The following is a 22,637-nucleotide window of genomic DNA, read 5'->3' on the forward strand; positions in this document are numbered from 1 at the left end:
TGTTTATACCCCCTCTAATTCTTCTTTCTTCTCTCGATTTCTTGAAATTCGTCCTAAAATCAATGTGCCGATAATCATTAAAATAATCGCCAATACTGCTGTGTACACACTTTCATACATCCCAGCAACTAAAAAGGCAACTAATGTAACACATGCATTAAATAGCGCAATCGGAATTTGTGTTTTATTGTGATCCACATGGTCACAGCCTGCACCTGTTGATGATAAAATTGTCGTATCGGAAATCGGTGAACAGTGGTCCCCAAAAATACCACCTGAAATAACGGCACCAATTGCGATATAAACAGAAATATCCATATGATAGGCCAATGGAATCGCCAAAGGCATCATAATCGCGAATGTTCCCCAAGATGTACCACATGCAAAGGACATAATTGCTCCAAGAATAAAAATAATTGCTGGAATTAGCATGACAGGAATCGTGCCATCCATAACGCTTACTAAATAATTAGCCGTTCCTAGTTGCTCTAATACCGTGCCTAACGACCATGCTAATACTAGGATAATCACAATATCCATCATGCGACGCATACCTGATACATAAATATCAAATGCTTCCATGAATTTCTTCACTTTATAAATAACCATTAATGCAACAAGTACAGCTGCTGCTACTAAATAAGAAATACTTAATGCTACCCTAAATTCTCCACCGCTTACTGCTTTAAATGGGAACCCTTGAGGAACAAGCTGTGCAAATAACATAAATAGTAAAACTAAAATCGGTACAAATACAAGACTTGCCTTACTTGTCGTTTCTAAATATGTATTTGTCTCTGCTTTACGTAATGGCTTTGAATTCGCCCAATAAATTTCCCCTGTTTTTTCAATGCGTCGATCTGCTTTACGCATCGGACCAAACTCAGATTTTGTTAATAACATAATAGGTACAATTAATACTGCTAGCATCGGATAAATATAAAATGGTAGCGCGTTCATAAAAGCATCCCAATCAGATTCTGCTACACCTAAACGCTCATACTCCTTACTAATCAAGCCCATAATATAAACGCCCCAGCCAATAAACGGAATCATCACAGCAACAGGTGAAGCGGTCGAGTCAATAATCCATGCCAACTTCTCACGCGATGCTCTTAGTTTATCGAAAATCGGCTCAAAAATTGGCCCGATAATTAATGGTGAACCTAAGTCAGAGAAAAAGATAACAAGCCCACCAAACCAAGTAGATAGCTGTGCGCTAATTTTCGTTTTAATGAAAGTAGAAATTTTCAGTGCAAATGCTCCTGCACCACCTGATTTCTCCATTAAGGCAACAAAACCACCGATAAATACAAGCAATGCTAAAACCGCCGCATTATAGCTATCTGTTGATTGAACAAAAATATAATCACCAACAATCAACTTGACAGCCTTCAAAATATTGCCGTTTAACAAAATTAATATCCCTGTGAAAGCTCCTAGAAATAAAGAAATAATAACATTTCTTGTAATAAACGCTAAGGCAATCGCAACAACTGGTGGAATGATCGAAATCAATCCGAATGTTTCCATACATATCCCCCCTTTGAATGATGTATAAAATTATTAAAGGGTAAATACCCTTTATTTATCCTTTATTATAATCTGAAAATTTCTACTTTACAATCAATTTTTAATAAAAAAAGCTATCTAATCAGTAAACTAACATATCACTGATTAGATAGCTTTTCGTATTCTTTTAAAACACTAATCTATTAAATTTGTATGGTCAAAAACACTCACATTTAAAGGCTTTTAATCCAGCTTGATTAATCGCTTATCATATTAACTCATTTATAGTCGCTCAATAATTGTGGCATTCGCCATGCCCATTCCTTCACAAATTGCGAGTAAACCGTAACGCTGCTGTTCACGTTGCATGCGATATAGCATTGTCGTTAAAAGCTTTGTACCTGTCGCACCCAGTGGATGTCCTAATGCAATCGCTCCACCATCTACGTTTAGTTTTTCCATATCCGCTCCTGTATCCCTTGCCCAAGCAAGAGGCACTGGCGCAAACGCTTCATTGACCTCATATGTATCAATATCTGCTAAAGATAGCCCAGCTTTCAACAACGCTTTCTCTGTCGCTGCAATAGGACCTGTTAACATCAATGTCGGGTCAGAGCCTACAACTGCGCGCGCAACAATTCGTGCTAATGGCTTAACAGCAAGCGCTTCTGCTCGTTCACGTGACATCAATAAAACTGCGGAAGCGCCATCACTCATTTGACTTGCATTGCCTGCTGTAATCACACCGTCCTCTTGGAATACAGTTTTTAAGCTACTTAAGCTTTCCATTGTTGTATCCTGTCTTGGTCCCTCATCCGTATCAAAAATAAAAGTTTCACCTGCTTCATTTTGTACTTCGATTGCAACGATTTCATCTTTAAAATGCCCCTGTGCAATCGCTTTTAATGCTCGCTGATGACTTTTAACGGCATATTCATTTAATTGCTTTGCACTCTGCCCCCACTTATCAGCAATGCGCTCTGCTGATAAGCCTTGATGAATGATTTCATGCTGCTTTGTTAGCTGCTCACTAGGTGTAACCCCCATATAATTCGATCCCATCACCATACGGGTCATGCTTTCTACACCGCCTGCAATGACAATATCCATATCACCTGATAAAATGGCCTGTGTAGCAAAATGGACCGCTTGTTGGCTTGAGCCACATTGTCGATCAATTGTTACACCTGGTACGTGAATTGGAAAACCCGCAATTAATAAAGCCGTGCGTGCAATATTTCCTGCTTGCTCCGCACTTTGTGTCACACAGCCTAAAATGACATCCTCCACATCGGCTTTCTCAATACCTGCACGCTTCACAACCTCGTCTAACACGACAGCAGCTAAATCATCTGCTCTCATTTTACTCAGTGCCCCTTTACGTCTCCCAACAGCCGTTCTTGTTGCTGCTACAATGACTACTTCACGCATCATAAACATCCCCTTTGTTTAAATTATATATGCTTTGAATCATTCTCTAAAAACTGAAACATGAGCGAAGCATTTGTATACTGCTTAAGAGAATTCATATTTTCCGCAATAAACTCCCAGCTTTTTTCATGTGCCATGCTGTATTCATCCTGCTGTTCAACTGGCATATATTGTGCTAAAAATTGCTCAATTGGCATTTCTAACGTTTCTAAAAAATTCTCTATCTTTTCGAACTTATCCTCTTTACATGGATTCATCTCATTAAATACAACATGCTCTAAATGACGAGAGAAATAATAGGCTTGATAAGCATATTGTGCAATCTGAGTTGCCTTACTCATCGTATGCACATTGCGCGACCTAATTTCATTGCGCTCTTCAATTCTGCTCTTCTGCTCCTCCGAATTGACCGTTATACATTCTGCATTATACTGTGTCAAAATAGATTGCTCCGCATCGACTGTAATATGCTCTGGTGCTATAAAACAGCCATCTGTATCAAGTATGTGCAGCACCGCTAATACATTGGAAGGCTTAAATTTGCGCTTCATTAATATTTCTTTTACTTTCTCTCCAATAACCTCTTTGATGGCTTGCTCTTTTCTCTCCCTTTGATAAAAAATATCGCCGTGCTGTGGCTCAAAACGAATTTCTTTCTCTTTAAATAACTGCCTTAAACGCTCAATTAGTAGCAATTCATCAGTGTCGCCCTCGACCAATAAAATAACAACCTTTTTTTGTGCTTTAGCCAATTATTTTACCTGCTTTCCTAAATGACTTTTTGATATCATACATATTCGTTTCGTTATACAATGCCTCATCTTGTCCACCTAATTGGATAGCCCTTAAGTAAATATCACGCGCATTGCTTAATTTTTTCACACCTTTTAGTTGCAAATAACGTTCTTCCTCATTCAATGTTGTAAACCATAGATTTTCGAAAGGAAGCACTTCTAAAATCCTTAAATTATGCGATGTGAAAAATAATTGACCCTTGCCATTGTCATGAATAATCTCTAGCATTTCTCCTAATAAATATTCAAAAATACCCGCATCTAATTCATCAATAACGACACAAGCGTTTGGATTATTATAAGCAGCAATCAATGTGCTTAAAATCGAAATAATTTTCAATACGCCTTGTGATTCGCTACGCAATGGCAATTCTATCTCGTTTTTTACCGATAAAAATTCGAAGCGTACACCATCTTCACCACTCGGCATTTTCTCGCGATTCATTTCTCGAACCTTTATAAAAAGCCCTGGAATAATTGTTGTAAGGACGATATTCGTTTGTGCAACAACCTTTTCAATTGTTGCGAACATTTCCATCGGCAATAGCATCGTATCTCTTAATTCATAAGGTATATTGCCTCTTACCCCGTCCATATGAATGCTTAATGGCATAACTAGATTTGCAACGAGTAAGCCATAATGAATCGTGTCAATGACATGGAAATCTTTATTAAAATCCTCTTTCAAATTCTTTATTAATTCGTTTTCCTCTTCATTACAAAACGATGTCAGTACATTTGCTAACTCTTTGCGGAAAATAAAGGATGTCGCATTTTCCTCTGCTAAATAATTGGCTACCATCAAATGGACCCTATGATTTTCGTGAAAGGATTGCATTTTTTTATTGCGAATCGAGATGTTATCCCCCCGCTTTGTCACAAGCTCTTTATAACGTTTGCCACTTTTATTTTCCTTATAAGATAACACTTCGCGAAAAACCTTTAATGTTTCAGCTCCCTCTTGCAGTTCCACAAAATACTGTACAAAATATTGCCCAAATTTATTCGTTATAAGAAATTCCATGTGCAATTCAATGCTTTTTTCTTTAAAATAAATAAGCTTTTGCCCGTTATCAGGTAATGTTTTTGCTTGTAGCAGTGCTTTTAACAGGCTAAATGCTTCCACTACAGCCGTTTTCCCTGAACCATTTTGCCCGTAAAATCCGACCACATTCGCTTTGCCTTGATTAAGAAAAGTTGAGTTTGTTTGAAATGTGCCGTGCTTTACATTTTTCAAGCATTGAATTGTGACATGACGAACCCTTATAATTGTGTCCAAATTTATACCTCCAACTATTTCATTTTCCAATGATCAATTCCGCTGAAACTCATTCTAGTCCAGATTTTGTTCGAGCGAGCTCTTCGAAGTTAAACTAAAATCACCAATGGTTAGCTGACCTGTATCATGCAGGTCGCTCCAATACACTTGAACATTCATCTCTCTATCTGTGGGGTAAGTAAGTTTTCTGTACGTTCGGTATGCTGAACCAAGATAAAGCGCACATCACGAGCACGCTGCCCATTTGTAAAACTACGCTCTGCAATGTCCCAGCCTTTATCCGTGCTTTTCACAACAGTGGAAGCCCTTGTCCCATAGCCATCAAAATGAATAAAAATTGAGGAAAGCTTTTGCTCCACTTCAAAAGGCACACCTGTTGCTGGCAAATCTTGATTGTCTGCCCTTATTGTATCCTTTAAAATCGCAAATAATGCTTCTTCCTCTGTTGTTGCTTGAATTGTTTCGTGAAAAGCAGCCTTTAAGCGCTTTACCTTTGGCCAAGGTGTATTTAACGTGGCATTGGATATACAATGAATGCCTGGTGGTATAATCGTTAGCTCATTCATCACTGTATTGTAGTGCACTAGATTCTCTTCATCATATAAAACAACATTAAATGCACCATACAAATGCCGCTCCTCCTGTAATTGCTTTGTAAACTGCAAGGCATTAAGCGAGCTATTTATAAAGTCTACAGGTACTGCCCCTCTCGACTTCTCCCCAACAAGTGGCAAACGTGGGTCTCGGTAATTTGTTACTGCTGCAAAACGCCCATTATCACTTACTGCAAGCCATGTCCCCATTTTCTCTAAATCTCGGCCACCCCAAATATGTGGCGCATCTTCCCATTGCTCCATCTCCTTTGCTGGTCGCTTATAAAATTCATCCCGATTTGCTGCTACAATCAAATCATGCTGTGGATGCATTTTATAACCTAGCACGATAATACACATACTAATCCCCTCCACTTCTTGTAAAAAGTATAGAGTACATTATTATCACACGCAATTGGCAACGCTTACAAAAAAACAGTTGGTACATCCATTTTAAGATTTTTAGTTTACAACAACTGTAGACGCAATATTTACCGCGCTTAACCTTCATCGGACTACCACTATACGCATGTGTATAGTACCCTCAAAATCAATATGTTATAATAGAAACAACAATAAAATAAGGAGGGATTTTGATGTTAAAACCAAATAAGCCTGTTACAGAGGTGTTGATTAAGCATAAGGAACATCAAAACGTAGTAGAATTTGCAACAATGCTCGAAGCCATTGCGAAGAAGCTAAAGGAAAGTGGCGAATTTACATTTGTTCAAGGTACTGAACAAACAATTGTACACCCGTCAGAACAACTCAAAATCGAATACTCCTATACAAAAAAAGGCGACAAACATTCATTTGAAATTGAATTTGATTGGTATACAGGTGAACAAACGCGGAAAAAAATGATGATTGAATAAATAAAATAGGCTGTGGAAAAGCAGGTACAACCCCCACTTTTCCACAGCCTTAATTAATTCATCTTTGAGCGATGTACATCTATAAATTTAGCGTATGTCCATTATACTTTTGGTTATAATCATCTAACATTTCTTGGAATTTTGTAACAAATTCAAAAATAGAGATAAACTCCGTATTACTACTAGCCTCAGTAGTATTAATTCTAACACTTTTATCTGTGGCAGTTGCTTCGAGATAGTACCCTAAAATTTGCGGATTCGTAAAGCGTACTGTTACGCTATTTGCAGACGATTGCACACTTGAATTACTTTGCGACGAAGAGGAAGAAGAGGATCTGCTTCCACCGAAAACGAAAAATCCTCCACCTCTTGATGAATGCTCCTCAACACTTTGCGCAAATGAATCTGACATAGCTGATGCAGTTGTAAATTTTATTGTGACATCTCGTGCGATGATAAAGGCTGTAGGAAAACATGGAAAAACACATTGATTCATTTCATCAAACCGTTCTTTAGAAAAACCTTGATAATCCTTTGCTGGTGCAATGGATTTGCTTGATGTATTATACATATCCTCCGTTAATAAAAAGACTCCGGGATTAAACCATTCCCTGCCTATTTGCACCTTAGCGACAGACATTCCAATTTGGATAGACATATCTGAGCTACTAGAAAATGCTTTATTTATCGCCTCTTTATGGCTAGAGCTACTAGAATAGCCTCCAAAGAAAAAGGATACGCCATAGTTAGATGTTGAGGCAGAGGCATAGCTGGAAGAAGCTTGATTTGCTTCCTTTAAGCTAGATGTGAGGATAATTTGTGTAAAATTCTCTGGCACATGATTTGGCGCAACATCATTTTCACTGCTTTCTTTTGTAGGCTGTAAAAGTGTTGCAAGCCCTATTTTTTCTTTTAATGCGGCAATATCCTGATTTGTATTTTCAAGCTGTTGTTGTAATGGCATCAGCATCGATTTGAATTGTAGTTTATTATTTTCTTCAAAATAACGCATTGCGGCATTCGTTGCCTTTTGTGCTTTTTCTATTAAATCCTGCTGAGCTGCAAAACAATTTTTTAAGCTATCGCCAAGTTTGCCAAGCAACGCCTCGACTTTATCAGCCTCAACTCCAAAGATACGCACAACAGTGGATGGTAACACTTTTTTTACATCATCTAATCCTTGAGATGCCATCACGTCTACCAAGGTTTTTAACATATCTACTGTCGTATTAACATACGTTTCCTGCAATGTAGCAAGCGCTGTTTTAAATGCTGCATCACTTGCCTCATAAGCGGCTTTCAATGCTTTTACTTCATCTTCCTCTGGAATAATCGCTAAAAACGAATTGATATTGCTCGTAATATTACTGCGCTGGGCTACTAATATAGCAAGCTGCTGCGCCAATACGGCTGGACTTTCAAGTAAATCAACAGGCGTAAAGGAAGTATTCAACAAAGAGAACCAATTTTCAGGATAAAGTTGGACAGGATAAACATGTCCTCCATCTGGGTTCATTTTTCCAACATTCGCAATCGTAGAACGGGCTTCAGCAATCTCGCGCCCTACGCCACTATCTAAAATACCATTGATAATCTCCATATCCCCTGGCGAAAAAACGCCCAGTACTTTACCAAGCTTCTCCTCCACGCCAAGCACTTCTGCTTCTGCTGTTATTTCATACCAATCTAAAAATTCATTATTGCGTCGTTTGTAAGCTTCTGCTGTATTTTCTGGATATTTTTTAGCAAGCTCATTTTTCTTTGCTACTTGCTTTTCTGCCCATACTTGCTTAGTATTGACATACTCGCTATAAAGCCTATAAAAAACTTGCTCCAGTGTCAGTACGTCCTGCTTTCCATCGCCAAAATTATAAGGATAAGGTGTCATCAATACTTCTCTCAGCTTATTTTTAGCTTCAAAAAGCATACTATTTAATTTAGGTGTCAGCATATCAAGCGCCGTTTTAAATTGTGTTGATAAATGGCGCCCATTATCAGAAGCCGTCATTTGACAAGCATCGAATAGCTTGTTGACAAGCTTCGATTCATTTGCTCTTACATAAGCTGGCTTAGGCTCATTGTTCTCAATATCATACGTATATTGCGAGGCATCAATTAATGTACCTGGGAGGCTCATACAGAAAAATTGCTGTGCATTATTCCCTCCGATAACTGAAGTAATTTGTTCATAAAGTTTATCTGCAAAGCTTTGATTAGGCGCATCTTCTTGTAAATCCTTTACTGTCATCAACTTGTCCTGTTCATATCCCACTATAATTCCCCCTATACATAATCGTGATAGCAAAATCGTTCACCAAACCACTATATGAAGAGAGTTTTTTAGATATAACGTACTATGTCAAAAATAGAGAAATGTTTAAAAGCTTTTATTTTTGTGGAGATGTTTAGAAATACATAAAAAAGACCTCAAATTAGAGGTCAATAAATTACTTTTCTATTAAGATATATTCATCATCTTTTAGTCTCGTAATATTACATTTTTCAAGTGATTCAAATTCTTTCAGTCTAGCTTCGATTGTCTTGCTACTACTATCTTGGAACAAATCTTCCCTATCATAGTGAGGGAAAACAAGCTTGTCTGTTAATCCTAATGCTGAAAAATCCTTCGTTTTTAGTGCATCCATTTGTGGTGTGAAGAAATGAACGACTTTAATATTTGGACCAAGTAGAACAGCACCAGCACTTACGCCTACAATAACAACATTTTTTGTTATTAACTGTTGTAGGATAGTATCTGCTCCGTTCCGTTTAGTATAAAATAATAAGTTAAATGGATTACCACCATTAATGTATATGACATCTTTATGTTTAAGACTTTCTGGATTATCAAACTCTACGTCAATAAAATCAATTTTATGAAACCCCATCTCTTTAAAGTCTTCTTTCGCCTTCTGAGCAAACCGATTATTCTCCTTTTGTGGTGATGCAGTCGTGATAATAGCAACATCCAGTTCGTTCGTAGCACTGTTAAGGAGCTTTAAAAATTGCTTTTTAATAGCATCCGTGTAAAAACCGTTAGAGGTGAGTAACAATTTCAATCTAATCAACTCCATTTTATTCTCTATTTTGTATTAGATACATCCTTATAATAGAGTAAATAAAGAATTTCCATCTAAAACAACAATCGCTATAGAAAAAGTGGTACATCAAGCGACCTTTCATAACAAACAACCTTACAAGCAATCCACTTGAATACCTTGTGTTCGCAATAACTCCTCGTAGTAGCGGTCCTTGCCAATTAATAGCACTCGATCAGTAAATTGCTCTATTTCATTCATATCATGAGATGTATAGATGATTGTCGTTCCATGTGTTTCAGCGAGTTGCCTTAAAAAGCGGCCAATTTCTTGCTTTGAACGCATATCAATACCGACAGTTGGCTCGTCCAATAATAGCAACTTTGGCTGATGAATTAGGCTAATCGCTAAATTTAATTTGCGCTTCATTCCACCCGATAAACTAGAAGCAGGCTCCTTCCATTGTGGCAACTGCATATCACGACAAATTTGCTGACATGCTGCGATGCCAATGCGCTTCCAACTTAAGCGTTCGAAATAGCGCATATTATCTTCGACTGAAAAATGCTCCCAAATTGCTAAATCCTGTGGGACAAAGCCTATTTGCTGTTTAATGGCTTTCACATGTTGCCGATACGCTAACCCTTGCCAATAAATTTCGCCCGCATCAGGCTTCATTAATGTGGCAAGCAGCTGGAGTAATGTGGATTTTCCCGCACCATTTTCTCCGACAAGACCAACAATTTCACCTTCACCAATAGACAATGAGACATTTTCCAAAACAGTTTTTTTGTCGTATTGCTTGTAAATGGACTGTACTTCAAGCATTTTTCAACCTCCCTCCAACAAGCATGAGCATACTGCAAAGTAGCAGTGCAGCAATCGGTAGCTCCACCTTTAATAGCGCATACATTGGGTGCAGCTGTGCGAATAATTGATGGACATAACCACTATCTCGAATCGGCACAATGCCACCATTCGTTAACGTAAACAGGAGCGTTACTAAAATAGATAAAATATAATACGTAGATGGATTTTTACAAAGTGCCACCACCATAAATGCATAGCTATTTAATACAAAGCGACATAGGCATAGTACAGCGATTGACCAGAGCGACATGCTTTGTGATAATAAGAAGAATGCGAACAAATCAACCAATAAAAGCACAACATAATAAAGAACAAATTGCACAAATGCATAGCTCATATACGTTTGTGCACCTAATACCCAACGCTGTCTAATCGAATGATTTCGCTCTTTCACAAACCAATCAAATAAAAAGAAAGTAGCAAGCACCGTTAAACTTGACCAAATCGCCCACTTTGATACATATGGTATTTTATCCCCAGTTTCCTCTTTGGCATTAAAAAGGGAGAATGGAATTTGAATTAAATCGGTTTCTATTTGCCGCTTGCGTACCTTTTCCTCAATGATTTGCTCATCAAATAAATGCTGCATATCGTAATTTATTAGCAATGCTTCAATATCTCGTGCTGTTTTTGCCCGCAATGCCTGCTCCATTACTACCGAACTCATCAGCTCTTTTGAAGTCTCATATGCATAGGAGCGATTCGATGCATAGGCCTCAATTAGCTTCTTTCGTCCTTCTTTGATATTTTCCTCATATTTTTTGCGAATGACAAAAACACTATCTAACTCATGCTGCTCTAACAGTCGAATTGCCTCTGTTTTTTGTAGGAGGCGCACATTTAAGTATTCCACCGTCTGTAGCTGCTCTACTATTTCCATTGCATATGCTGAGTCATCCTCAACAGCAACAGCGATTGGCACTTTGCTTTCACCAATAAAGGTGAGTGCAAGCTGATAAAGAAAGACCGTGCCTATGAAAGGAAAAACAAGCCAAAAGACAGTTGATTTCCATTCATATTTCAAATGCAATGCCCGCATATACATCGCTCTTTTCATCGCAGCCTCCTTTCCCTATACAACGCCAACAGTCCAAATAGAATGATACTAATAGCTATAGAAGCAAGCATGCTCGTATAATTCGCATAGTTGCGATTTTCAAGGGCAATATCAATTACCCATGTAAAGGCTTCATAAGGAAATGTATAAAGCAATAGTTGTTGGAGTCCAGCCGGGAAATAAATCGTTGGTAACACGGCACCACTCACACCAATAACAAGCGCTGTTAAAATGATATACAATAGCATACGCATTTTTGCCGTTGTACTGACAAGTTCTATAACACCTTGTAAACAAACAACACAAACACTATATAGAAGGACAAATAACAAAAGGCGCATATAATCAAGCGGATAAAGTGCCAGCTCTAGCCACTGATTCATCACACTATACAGTATAGTTAAACATAGCAACATCCCACTAATGGTGATAATTGCTCTTGCTATAAACAGCTGGGCAATTGTCACACCAAAGAGCCTTAGTCGATTTTGAATGCTCCTTGACTCCTCCTTCATAAGAAGCATATAAAAGCCTGTTAACCATATCGTCGTACAAATAAACAATGTCGACATTGCATAATAATAGCTTGGCATACTTGTTGCTGTATTTTTCACCGTATTTTCTAACAGGAAATTGTTTTTCCCTACCGTATAAATCGCATAGTCAATAAATATTTCTTCCTGTAGCTGATTGTAGCGTTCCGTGCTCATCGAGGTCTCTTTGGCGTATTCATAGACCGTTAAAATATTGGCCTGTGCAGATTCAATATACGAAGCCATACTGTTCAGCAAATTTTCAATCATGGCATTTTCGATTGGCTTATTCGCATCTCCTACAAGCGGTAGTTCAATTGGATTTCCTGCATATAGCTCCTTTGTTAGGCCTTGCGGGAACGTAACGTAGCTTGTAATTTGCTGCTGCGCTATTGCTTGCTCCGCCTCTCTAGCAGACATACGTTCGATATGAATATGACCATTGCCGTTTAATGCCATCACAAGCAGCTGCGTTAATATTTTTGATTCTTCAGTACGGTCATTATCTACAATTGCTAATGTGGATTTTTGTCGCTCATCAGGCATCATAAATTGCAAAATTAATAACAAAAATAAACCAATCATACAAATTGGCGTGATAAAAAGAAGAAGAAGTGAGAACCACTTCTTCTTTAAATAGCGAGCATTTTGCATTGTAAAAAAGAGTATATTTTTGAACGCTTTCATACATATCCCTCTCTAGCCCAATGAATCTTTACAAAACTTGATTAAATGGTACATCCTTATTGCCCTTTAGTAATGTTGTTGATACAAAAGGGGATGTTATGGTGTAATGTATTCCATATACCAAGCAATATCTTCCTCAGTCATTTCCCCATCGATCACGTCAACTACTTCTCCCGTTGGCGCAATTACCACAGTCGCAGGCAATACAAACCCTACATCATAAGCAGTCATTACATTTGTCGTTTCATCAATTGCGACAGGGAAATCAACACCTAAATTAGAAATGAAACTTTGTACGTCAGCATCAGATTGTGCAACGTTAATCGCTAACACTTCAACCCCTTGCTCTCGGAACACTTGATATTGACGATTGATGGCTAGCATTTCCTCTTCACTTGGCTCAACCCAAGTTCCCCAGAAATATAAAAATACGCCTTTTCCTTCATAGTTTGCTAAACGATGCGTGTTGCCATTTAAGTCAACAAGTTCAAAATCAGGTGCTGGCAACCCTATTATTTCACTAAAGCTATAGTTTTCGAAATCTTCATCATAATAGTAGTCATCATCGTAATAATAATCATCACCTAAGTATTCATCAAAGCCTGTTTCAGCCATAAAGTTTTCTGCCCAAGCTAGCGCATCTTCCATAACCTGTATCATATATTCTGATAACTCATCATCTGTTAAGTTACTAATATCTTTGATTTTTTCTGGTAGTTCAAGCGCTTTGATTTTTTTGCTATCCTGTTCGATTGTTAAGGCTATTTTCCCAACCTCTGGAATATTAACATAGACAACATGCTCTCCAACAGCGCTATCTGCCTTATATTGTGTAGAGCCATCCCAATTTAACGTAACCTGCTCACCTTCAGCGTCAATAATCAACTTGCGCTCAAAGTTCTTCGTATCTTTTTCTTTATTTTCCTCTGATTCATAGACAACTTTTACATTGTCAAACGCAAAATTCACACTGTCAGAAGCTTTATTACCTTTTTGGAATTTACCTTCAATTAACATGTGTTCGGCAGTACCTTGCAACTCATAATCAAATGTTAATTCTTTACCAAATGATTGCTTACCTGTAATAACAAAATCCTCTGCCTCTTTGAATTTCAATTCACGCTGGGTAATCTTTCCCTTCTCTACCCAAATTGTTGACACAACCCCAAATTCGATTTCACCTAAAGCATTAACAATTTCTTGTTTTACATCTTTAATTGATTCATCATCACAAATTCCTTGTGTTGCCATCGCATGCTTTAAAATGGACTCTAGCTCTGGGTCTGTTTCCATCTTCTTTGCTAGTGCTGTCGCTACTTTTTTCACATCTTGCTTTGACAAATCCATAACGATTTTGTTTTTCTCTTTAGTAAAGGCTTCATCAGGTAACTCTTCATAAATAGTTTTGCCTAAGTTTTTCGTTAAATACTTTTGCTGTGCCTTTGTTATCAGCTCTGTTTCCAATAAAATATCTTGACTACAGCCTAATTCCCCATCTGTAAACTCATTTAATTTCTCTCCCGAAACGCTAATCGCTTCAGATAAAAATGGTGCATTTAATACAAATTGCTTTGGTGTTATAAACACTTCAAAGTTATCAACTTTCACATCTGCAATTTCTCCACCGAAACCTAATGCATATTGTTTATTTTTCACATCTGTCGTAGTAGACAAATTAAGTGCAGCTGAGTTGATCATATCAAAAGCCGGGTCTTCCATGCCTTCACTTTCAACATCTGTAGTAATTTTGAAATCACTTTGAATAACTGCTGTTTTGGCTAATTCAGACCATTTTAGCTCTTCTTTATACTTTTCTCCAAAGAAATCTACCACTTCACTAACAGTTTCAGATTCTGCAGCGAAATATGCCGCTTTCGGAGATTTCATAAATAGGGCTGCCGCTCCAATGCCACTTGCTAAAACAAGCGCAGCTACACCTCCACCGATAAACCACTTCTTTTTAGAAGTCGTATTAGGCTTCTGTTGTTCTTGATTTTCCATCTTTCTTCACCTTTCCAACTATAATCTATTCCATCTTCGAATAGGAAGGGCTACAAAACACTATGTATTTCTTAAACATTTCAAAATGTCTAATAATGTCGATTGTATGTTGATTGTTTCAAATGTAACAAATCCCTCGTTTAACAGAATAATATTAGTATACAAAAGGTTTACTTAGAATAATAAGACAAATTTGTTTTTTTACAAAAAACAGGATTTTAGTTTTTATTAAAAATGCATTTACTATTACTAATTAACTAGTTTCATTTGCTTTGTTATAAAATACAGTAGATGAAACAAGAATATAGTCGCTTTCATTATCATTATTCGACAGCAAGATCATTAATAATCGCTAATAGCTTTTCCTTAATATGCTGCCAGCTTTGTGCTAAATCCACTGTTACCACTTTAATTAAATAGTTATTCATTTCAAATGCTTGATGAATCTCCTTATCAATTTGAGGATATAATAGTATGCCAATCATTTTGTCATACTGTCGTGAATTGCTTAAGTAGCTATAGATTTGATATAAATTTTCAGATTTAATTTTTTCCTCGTCATAATAATTACGAGCAAGTGGCTGACTATGAAATTTCGTATCAATAATCATTTTCGTCGTTGAATCTGATAAACAAATATCCGTCTGCATTTTGGGTATTACCTCTTGCTTACCAGCTAAAACCTCCCCAATCTGCCAGCTTAATGTTTCACGATATACTTTATACTGTCGTTGCTCTAGCCTGTAAAAATTGCGCACAAAGCTCTCAAACACATAGTGCATCTTACCTTCTCGCATAAAATCCACAAAGGTTAATTTGCCACTTTCTTCATCGATTAAATAATGCTCAAATATAATGCGACAAATTTCTAGCATAAGATGATAGTTTTGACTTTGCTTATGTAGCTGAATTTGCTGAAAATGTTTACGTTCCAACTGTATAAGCGTGACATGCTGAAAATAGGGGTACATTCTTTTTAATGTTAGCTTTAGCGATTTTTTTAATGTAGGATGCTTTATTAATGTATGAATTGTCGCCTTCAAAATTTGATTATGTACAATATTTTCTGAAAACACATCATATTGACATACTAACTTCGCATTGGTCAGAGCGGCTGTCGCAATGCTTTCCTTAAACAAAACTTTCCCCCGTATTGCTGAGGAGCTTTCTTGTTGTACAATATATTCCTTATAAAAGCCTCTTTTAATAAAACCTCTCAAGCGCCTTACAAGTGCTGCTGCAAATAGCTCAACTAATTCCGTTTCATCGATATTTGTTACTTGCGTTTCCTCTACCTCTGGCAAAATACCTGCACAATAGATCAGCATATAATAAATGTTATGAATAGGAATGTTATTTGCCATCGTATTTACTCCTTAAAAATCAGCTTTTCTGTTTCTCGCTGTGCCTGTTCCGTATCATCATACCAATATTCTTCTAGCATTGGACCAATTTCATAACGAATGATTTGATTGTACCAAGCAGCTGGCTGCTTCGATTGAATAGCTGTTGAAAAATAGCTATGCCCAATCAAAAACCCTTTCCCTAAATGAGGGTCATGCTCAATCACTCGATTTAATTGTGTCATAGCATTAACTATAAACTGTGCAAATGATTGTTCAATACCGTTTTGCTCTAGAAAATGAATGAATTTCTCATCAAATATCGGCTCCATATGGATAAAAGCAAAACGCCTTCTTAAAGCATAATCTACTACAGCTAATGAACGATCCGCTGTATTCATTAAACCAATAATATAAAGGTTTTTAGGAATATAAAAAGTCTCTTCTTTTTCTGAATAAGTCAGTGGAATCGCATATTCTGGTCCACGCTTATCAGCCTCTATCAACATCAACAGTTCACCAAATATTTTACTAATATTTCCTCTATTCATTTCATCAATAATAAAATACTAATCATGATTAGCATCCAATTGTGCCTTCTTACAGAAATCATAAAATACACCATTTTTTAATTGAAAGCCCCCACCTGCTTCTGGTCGATAGCCTTGGATGAAATCCTCATAGGAATACGTTTGGTGGAACTGAATCATTTGTACACGCTCTGAGTCTTTATAAATCATTTGCAAATAAGCAAGCCTTTTCGCAATAAAGGTTTTACCTACTACTGGAGTTCCTTGTAAAATAAGGTTTTTCTTGTATTGAAGTGCCCCTAGCATTTGTTCCATTGTTTCCTCTGAAATAAATAGTTCATTCAATAAGCTTTCCTTTGTAATGACTGCTTCCGTCGTCAATTTTGGATAATGTATATTCATATCAGCAAGATAGTGTTCATAGCCTACTTTGTCCAAAAAATATAAATCCCCATTTATTTTCGTTAAATATTGTTCAATCGAGTGATTCACAAGTCTACAGTCTTTTTCCATCCACACATTGGCATCTATCTCCTCTTCAGTTAATGCCTCTTGAATGGCTGGATGCTGCAACTTATATTGTTCAAAGTCTCCATTCTTCCAAAAATATGTAATTCTAGTCATACAAACAGGAACATCCTGATTATAGTACAATGCATACACTTCTTCGCCACTATTCAAATGCTCTATAATATCCGCATATTCATCATAATGCGTCTCCTCATTCCACAAAATCTCAAAATCATCAAAATTATATTGAATTTGAAGCACCTCTAAAGGGTTCCTCAATAAATTCCATTTATATACAATACTCATTTTTTATCCCTCCACAACGCACAGCTTTTTCACTATTATAGCTTGCTAAAAGATCTATTTGGCAATTTTTAAATTCTATCGGTAAATTTTCACTCCCCTATCAAAAAAGAGTGCATCTGAAAGCTTCTCAGATACACTCTTAATAAAATTACAACTCCGTACGCAACTGCCAAAGCTCTGGGAAGAAGTATTGATCTAGTACTTTCTTCAAGTAACTAACACCACCAGAACCACCTGTTCCCATTTTAAAGCCAATAATACGCTCCACTGTTTTCATATGGCGGAAGCGCCATTGCTGGAATAGATCTTCAATATCGACAAGCTCCTCAGCTAGCTCATACAAATCGAAATATTTTTCTGGCTCACGATAAACAGCTTTCCAAGCTTCTTTGACACTGTCATTTGCTTCATATTTTGCTGTGATATCACGATTTAATATTTCTTCATCAATGGCAAAGCCGCGCTTCGCTAATGTACGAATTGCCTCATCATACAAACTTGGTGCATTGTAGGCTTCCTGTAACATGGTCAATATTTTTTCATCATGTGCATAGATTTTTAAAATATGCGGTGTTTTATAGCCAAAATAAAACTCTAGTAAACGGTTTTGATAGGATTGGAAACCCGATGAATTGCCTAGCTGATCTCGGAACTGCAAGTAATCCGCAGGGGTTAATGTAGCAAGTACATCCCAAACATTTTTCAACTGATTCTGCACTTGTGAAACACGTGCTAGCTTTTTAAATGACTCTGGTAATCGCCCATTATGAATATCCACTGTTGCAGATTTTATTTCATGCAAAATTTGCTTCATCCACAGCTCGCTCACATGATGCACCGTAATAAATAACATTTCATCATGCTCATCTGTTAAAGGCTTTTGGCAATCCAGTACCTCATTTAAATGTAAATAGTCTGTATATGTCATGCGATCTTTAAAATCCGTAACAATTTTTTTCTCATCTTCAAATGGCTTGTAATTATTCGACATTATTGCTCCTCCTCTTTGATGACTGCTCTTACAGGGCTACCATCTGCACCTTCTATTAATAAAGGTAAAAGTATCATCTCGTAACGCCCTGCTTTGACATGCTCAAGCAATAGGTTCTCTACTATATAAATATCGCTTTCTGCCAATGCATGATGGATTGGCAGCTCCTTTGATGAGACTTTATCAACTGATGGTACATCTACCCCGATTAACTGAATGCCACATTCCTTTAAATAAGCCACTGTCTCTGGCGTCAATGTTGGCACTTCCTCGGGGAAAATATGCGGATTTGCCATTGCCTTTGTTTTAAAAAATACAGCGTTCACTCCAGCAATTTTTCCTTCTACATGTGCTACTTCAATAAAGTCGCTATCTAGGCACTCTACAATGACCACTTTGCCAATACAACGTTCTAAATCAAGCTGCTCAAATGTGTGCCCATCGCTATCAAAATGAAAGGGGGCATCCATATGTGTCCCCGAATGAAGGCTCATTTGTAGCATCCCGACATTGACTGAGCCTGTTTGCTCCTTTGTCGCAACGGTTTCATAGGTAAATTTCGTATCGCCTGCCCATGTGGCAATATTTTTATTTAATGGCTGTGTAATATCAATCCATCCCATTACGCGACAATCTCTCTTTCATTACTAAACTTTTCGTATGCTTTCGTTTCCATAATGTCCTTTAAAATCTCAAAGCATTTATACACTTCTTCAAATGTGTTGTACATGGCTACCGCAGCTAGGCGAATGCCCTGTGGTGCACGGAAATCTGGAACGACATTTCGCTCCTTCAACGCTTTACAAATACGCGCTGCATCTGGATGCTCTAAATAAATATGACCACCACGCTCGTGATGCGCTGTTGGACTACATACTTTAAAATCATATTCCCCTAGCATATCTTCCACACATTTCAGCATGTAATCTGATAAAGCTAACGAACGTTTCCTCACATTTGCAATGCCCATTTCATTAAACAACTCCAGCGCTCCTAAAAGTGGTGCCATGCTCAGCACATTCGGTGTCCCAATTTGGAAAGCTCCTGCTTCAGATGCAGGCTCAAATGTGTGGCTCATCGTAAATTGCTTTTCTTTATTTGAACCAAACCAGCCAGCCAATCCAGGGGCTGTGCCAAAATGCTTTTCATGCACAAAAAGGGCACCTGTGCTACCTGGTCCACCATTTAAATGTTTATACGTACACCAAAATGCAAAGTCTACATCCCAGTCATGCAACTGATGTACAACAGAGCCAACTGAATGGCATAAATCAAAGCCAATCATAATATCTCGATCGTGTGCAGCCTGCGTTAATTTTTCCATATTTAAAATTTGCCCACTGCGATAAAGCACGCCAGGCAAAACGATTAATGCTACCTCATCTGTCATAGCTGCAATAATATCGTCCTCATCAAGTATTTGCCCATCGCGTGAAGCAACGCGAATTAAATGTGATTCATCATAGCCCTTCAATGCTAATTGTGATTTTAATGCATAAATATCAGAAGGAAAATTCAGCTCATCCGCTAAAATTTTCGTTCTCTTCCCTTCTGGTTTATATAATGTTGCGACTAGTTGATGTAAATTGCTCGTTGTGGAGCCTGTAACGATTACTTCTTCCTTATTAGCTCCAACAATTGGTGCCATTTGTGCACCAAGTTTTTCTGCAAGGAAAAACCAAGCATGCTCCCCCTGCGTCCAGCCATCAATGCCATAGTCCTTCCATGAACCTAATAAGCTATGCAATGTTTCTTCTGCACGCTTTGACATTAACCCTAATGAATTACCATCAAAATAAATGCGCCCCTCCTGTATATAAAATGCTTCTCTTTTTGAGGGAATTTCATATGTTTCATCTAAACTTTTAGCATATGTCAACGAATTTGTTGTCATGTTTGCGCCACCCCTTTCAATACTCTTCTTATTGATACTATCATATTCATTAATTTTTTCTCTAGTGCATCTACCGTATTTCTAATGAAAGTAACTTGAAAAATCCACTGATTGAAGTTTCACTTTATTTGCTTTTATTTATATATAAAATATGTTATCGTAAAAACATAATCGAATATGATGGTTAAATGAGTGCTTAGCAATGCTAAGGTAAAAGGGAAATTAGTGAAAAGCTAATGCAGCCCCCGCTACTGTAAGTGCAGATGAAATCACGACAATCACTGTTCAATTGAATGGGAAGATGTGAAAGTAAAAAGAAGCACGAGCCAGGAAACCTGCTTATTTAATTGGTCACTTTGCTTTTCGGAGGGAGAAGTATAGGCGAGACATCGAATGTAAGAAATGTGTATATACAACAATATACACGCTTTTTCAACATGAAATCTCACAGCCTGTATCTCTTACTTTTAGAGATACAGCTTTTTTATTTTAGTACGTGAAACAACAAGGAGGGTGCATATATGATTTTATTTATAGAAGGAATAAATGAAACACGCGAATTAGCCCTTACTTTGCAGCAGCAAGGGCATAATGTGATGACAAAAAGTACTTGCTTAGCAGGCGTCCTTTTAACGAATCATTTATCCGTCAATGAAATGGTGAATATGATTACACAGCATGACGTTACTTGTGTTGTCGATGCAAGTCATCCCTTCGCTGAGGAAGCATCAAAAACAGCAATGGAAGCTGCCTTTAATTGTGGTGTATCCTATGTACGTTACGAACATCCTCAGCTTGTTATGTAATAATCGATTATGTGAATAACTCCCTTCGCCACCATCTCATTCAGCGGGATTGGGGAACGCCCGCTGAATGCATGCTAGAAAAAAGAATGGCATTTTGCTTGTCAATTGCCAGCGCTCCATATAAAGGCGAAAGTACTTCATTAAATACAATATTTATCCCCAACACCAACATTAATAATTTGAGGATTATAGTCCACTAACTCATCTCCTACACAGCTATTGACAAATAGTAAAAACTTTAGATTTACTCTCTTCAATGACGCTCCAACTCAATCAAGTGATTTTTTTCATTGTCACCTTTTATTATTTTATGTAACATAAACTGAAACTTCACTAAGTGGAGGACTAATGCACAGAATATACGGCTTTAATTATCAGTCCGTTAATGCACTTCCATATTACATCATAAGGGGGATGGAGAAGATGACAGAGCAACAATTATTAAACGCTCGTTATCGCAAGTATAGTGGAGAAAAAATCGATGTTTTTTACTCGAGAGATTTGTGTCAACATGTTGGTAACTGTGTAAAGGGGAGTAAGGATGTGTTCAATCCAAAAAGAAAACCTTGGGTGATTGCAGACGCTAAATCAGCTAATGAAGTCGCTCGTATTATTGACACATGTCCCAAAAAAGCATTGCAATATATATTAAAGGAGGAGATACCAGAGAGCTAGTACTACTTTGCACACAAATAACGATATCCAAAAAGGTTTAATCAATTATGAAAAAAATTTCCCCAATTCAGTAGATTAATTTCTACAAAGAACAAACTCCCAAAAATCTGAACTAGTGCTAGCTGAGGCATATTTGATTTTATATGTCGACAATCGGATTTTTGCTAGTTGTTCCACAACATCAATTGCCGTCAAGAAAGTGGTGCACTAGCCATATTTTCTGTGATGAATAATTGCAGACAACGATGTTTATTGTACTGAAAACATAGCCACTTTCTTGACAACCTTGCTGTAAACAATAAATAATCTTTTTCATCTAGCTGAGTCAATACCTCTAAAAAGTCTAGTTCATTATTATGCAGTTAACAATTTCAATTTTTCTATTTATTTGCTCTGTCCATGTTTATGTTGCTGCCGATGTAGCCGCTGCGCTGTTATCTGCCTTTACACAATCAATTGCTACAACAAGTGCGATGATGAGTTTCTCCAGTTTTTCATCTAAAACTTCTACTTTATAACTGTCTCCCCAAGTAAACCACTCTTTACTTACACTTCCAACTACTTCGCCATGTCTCAATATAGAAAAATTCATATCAAACCAATTGCCGCGCACCTCAATTCCTTCCACTTCAATCGAATAATGCGCCTTAAAAAAACTAAATTTCTTTTTAATTTTCACCATTTCTCTTCCATCTACTTCGACAAAGAATGTTGGCAAAAAGCTGAAAACCTTTTTCGTAATCATAGCTACTTCAGCTCGAGATGAATCGAAAATTGTAAATGTTTTCGGGATTTGCAGAAAGCTCCCTTCCACAAAATACACATCATCTCCCTGTGCATTTTTCACCGTAAACTTTCCACTTAAACTAAATATTTTTTGTTTAATATACAGTCGGTTCATATATGCTCCCC

The 22,637-nt window shown here is 37.3% G+C and carries 19 protein-coding genes, 1 pseudogene and 1 riboswitch; of the genes and pseudogenes, 3 read left to right on the top strand and 17 right to left on the bottom strand.

The window, feature by feature from the left end:
- Positions 1-3: 3 nt before the first annotated feature.
- The 5 genes from C9J34_RS08225 to C9J34_RS08245 all read right to left on the bottom strand — a co-directional run bounded on the left by C9J34_RS08225 (position 4) and on the right by C9J34_RS08245 (position 5,969).
- Positions 4-1,533: a Na+/H+ antiporter NhaC family protein gene (locus tag C9J34_RS08225; RefSeq protein ID WP_107839381.1), complete on the bottom strand. Its 1,530-nt coding sequence runs from the start codon at positions 1,531-1,533 to the stop codon at positions 4-6.
- Between the two features lie 261 nt (positions 1,534-1,794).
- Positions 1,795-2,943, bottom strand: a complete 1,149-nt coding sequence (locus C9J34_RS08230) for a thiolase family protein (RefSeq protein WP_107839382.1) — start codon at positions 2,941-2,943, stop codon at positions 1,795-1,797.
- A gap of 23 nt (positions 2,944-2,966) precedes the next feature.
- Positions 2,967-3,695 (bottom strand): hypothetical protein, encoded by a 729-nt coding sequence (locus C9J34_RS08235; RefSeq protein WP_107839383.1) that lies wholly within the window; start codon positions 3,693-3,695, stop codon positions 2,967-2,969.
- On the bottom strand, positions 3,688-5,016 hold the full coding sequence (locus tag C9J34_RS08240) for an AAA family ATPase (RefSeq protein WP_238600605.1): 1,329 nt from the start codon (positions 5,014-5,016) through the stop codon (positions 3,688-3,690). The genes C9J34_RS08235 and C9J34_RS08240 overlap by 8 nt, the downstream gene beginning before the upstream one ends.
- 155 nt (positions 5,017-5,171) lie before the next feature.
- The gene (locus C9J34_RS08245) at positions 5,172-5,969 is read right to left on the bottom strand and encodes an NRDE family protein (RefSeq protein WP_107839384.1); all 798 of its coding nucleotides are present in this window, start codon (positions 5,967-5,969) and stop codon (positions 5,172-5,174) included.
- Between the two features lie 236 nt (positions 5,970-6,205).
- On the opposite strand from C9J34_RS08245, the gene C9J34_RS08250 reads away from it, so the two are divergent.
- A complete protein-coding gene (locus tag C9J34_RS08250; RefSeq protein WP_107839385.1) occupies positions 6,206-6,484 on the top strand; it encodes an amphi-Trp domain-containing protein in 279 nt (92 codons plus the stop codon).
- A gap of 79 nt (positions 6,485-6,563) precedes the next feature.
- Here the strand turns inward: C9J34_RS08250 and C9J34_RS08255 are convergent, their stop codons facing one another.
- The 11 genes and pseudogenes from C9J34_RS08255 to kynU form a co-directional block, all read right to left on the bottom strand.
- Positions 6,564-8,756 carry a hypothetical protein gene (locus tag C9J34_RS08255; protein ID WP_107839386.1) on the bottom strand — a complete coding sequence of 731 codons (2,193 nt, stop codon included), beginning with the start codon at positions 8,754-8,756 and terminating at the stop codon, positions 6,564-6,566.
- Between the two features lie 175 nt (positions 8,757-8,931).
- Positions 8,932-9,543 (bottom strand): Type 1 glutamine amidotransferase-like domain-containing protein, encoded by a 612-nt coding sequence (locus C9J34_RS08260; RefSeq protein WP_238600606.1) that lies wholly within the window; start codon positions 9,541-9,543, stop codon positions 8,932-8,934.
- 135 nt (positions 9,544-9,678) lie between these two features.
- Positions 9,679-10,350, bottom strand: coding sequence for an ABC transporter ATP-binding protein (locus C9J34_RS08265; protein WP_107839388.1), 672 nt, complete (start codon positions 10,348-10,350; stop codon positions 9,679-9,681).
- Complete coding sequence (locus tag C9J34_RS08270; protein ID WP_107839389.1) at positions 10,343-11,449, bottom strand: ABC transporter permease; 1,107 nt, start codon at positions 11,447-11,449, stop codon at positions 10,343-10,345. The genes C9J34_RS08265 and C9J34_RS08270 overlap by 8 nt, the downstream gene beginning before the upstream one ends.
- Positions 11,446-12,669 (bottom strand): ABC transporter permease, encoded by a 1,224-nt coding sequence (locus C9J34_RS08275; protein ID WP_107839390.1) that lies wholly within the window; start codon positions 12,667-12,669, stop codon positions 11,446-11,448. Before C9J34_RS08275 ends, C9J34_RS08270 begins: the two co-directional genes overlap by 4 nt.
- A gap of 96 nt (positions 12,670-12,765) precedes the next feature.
- On the bottom strand, positions 12,766-14,670 hold the full coding sequence (locus tag C9J34_RS08280; protein ID WP_107839391.1) for a redoxin domain-containing protein: 1,905 nt from the start codon (positions 14,668-14,670) through the stop codon (positions 12,766-12,768).
- Between the two features lie 323 nt (positions 14,671-14,993).
- A complete protein-coding gene (locus tag C9J34_RS08285) occupies positions 14,994-16,034 on the bottom strand; it encodes a 5-methylcytosine restriction system specificity protein McrC (protein WP_107839392.1) in 1,041 nt (346 codons plus the stop codon).
- Between the two features lie 5 nt (positions 16,035-16,039).
- Positions 16,040-17,359 (bottom strand): annotated as a pseudogene (locus tag C9J34_RS22745) (AAA family ATPase).
- A gap of 148 nt (positions 17,360-17,507) precedes the next feature.
- Positions 17,508-18,350, bottom strand: a complete 843-nt coding sequence (gene kynA / locus C9J34_RS08300) for a tryptophan 2,3-dioxygenase (protein ID WP_107839395.1) — start codon at positions 18,348-18,350, stop codon at positions 17,508-17,510.
- Complete coding sequence (gene kynB / locus C9J34_RS08305; protein WP_107839396.1) at positions 18,350-18,973, bottom strand: arylformamidase; 624 nt, start codon at positions 18,971-18,973, stop codon at positions 18,350-18,352. Before kynB ends, kynA begins: the two co-directional genes overlap by 1 nt.
- Positions 18,973-20,244, bottom strand: a complete 1,272-nt coding sequence (kynU, locus tag C9J34_RS08310; RefSeq protein ID WP_107839397.1) for a kynureninase — start codon at positions 20,242-20,244, stop codon at positions 18,973-18,975. The genes kynB and kynU overlap by 1 nt, the downstream gene beginning before the upstream one ends.
- Positions 20,245-20,417: 173 nt before the next feature.
- A riboswitch (cobalamin riboswitch) is annotated at positions 20,418-20,601 on the top strand.
- A 164-nt stretch (positions 20,602-20,765) separates the two neighbouring features.
- On the opposite strand from kynU, the gene C9J34_RS08315 reads away from it, so the two are divergent.
- Positions 20,766-21,050, top strand: coding sequence for a precorrin-6A/cobalt-precorrin-6A reductase (locus C9J34_RS08315; protein WP_107839398.1), 285 nt, complete (start codon positions 20,766-20,768; stop codon positions 21,048-21,050).
- A gap of 423 nt (positions 21,051-21,473) precedes the next feature.
- Complete coding sequence (locus tag C9J34_RS08320) at positions 21,474-21,725, top strand: (4Fe-4S)-binding protein (protein WP_107839399.1); 252 nt, start codon at positions 21,474-21,476, stop codon at positions 21,723-21,725.
- Positions 21,726-22,128: 403 nt separating this feature from the next.
- On the opposite strand, the gene C9J34_RS08325 is transcribed toward C9J34_RS08320, so the two are convergent.
- Positions 22,129-22,626, bottom strand: a complete 498-nt coding sequence (locus tag C9J34_RS08325; RefSeq protein ID WP_107839400.1) for an LURP-one-related/scramblase family protein — start codon at positions 22,624-22,626, stop codon at positions 22,129-22,131.
- Positions 22,627-22,637 lie beyond the last annotated feature (11 nt).

Origin of the sequence: Metasolibacillus meyeri (assembly GCF_003049505.1) — a bacterium.
GTDB lineage: Bacteria > Bacillota > Bacilli > Bacillales_A > Planococcaceae > Metasolibacillus > Metasolibacillus meyeri.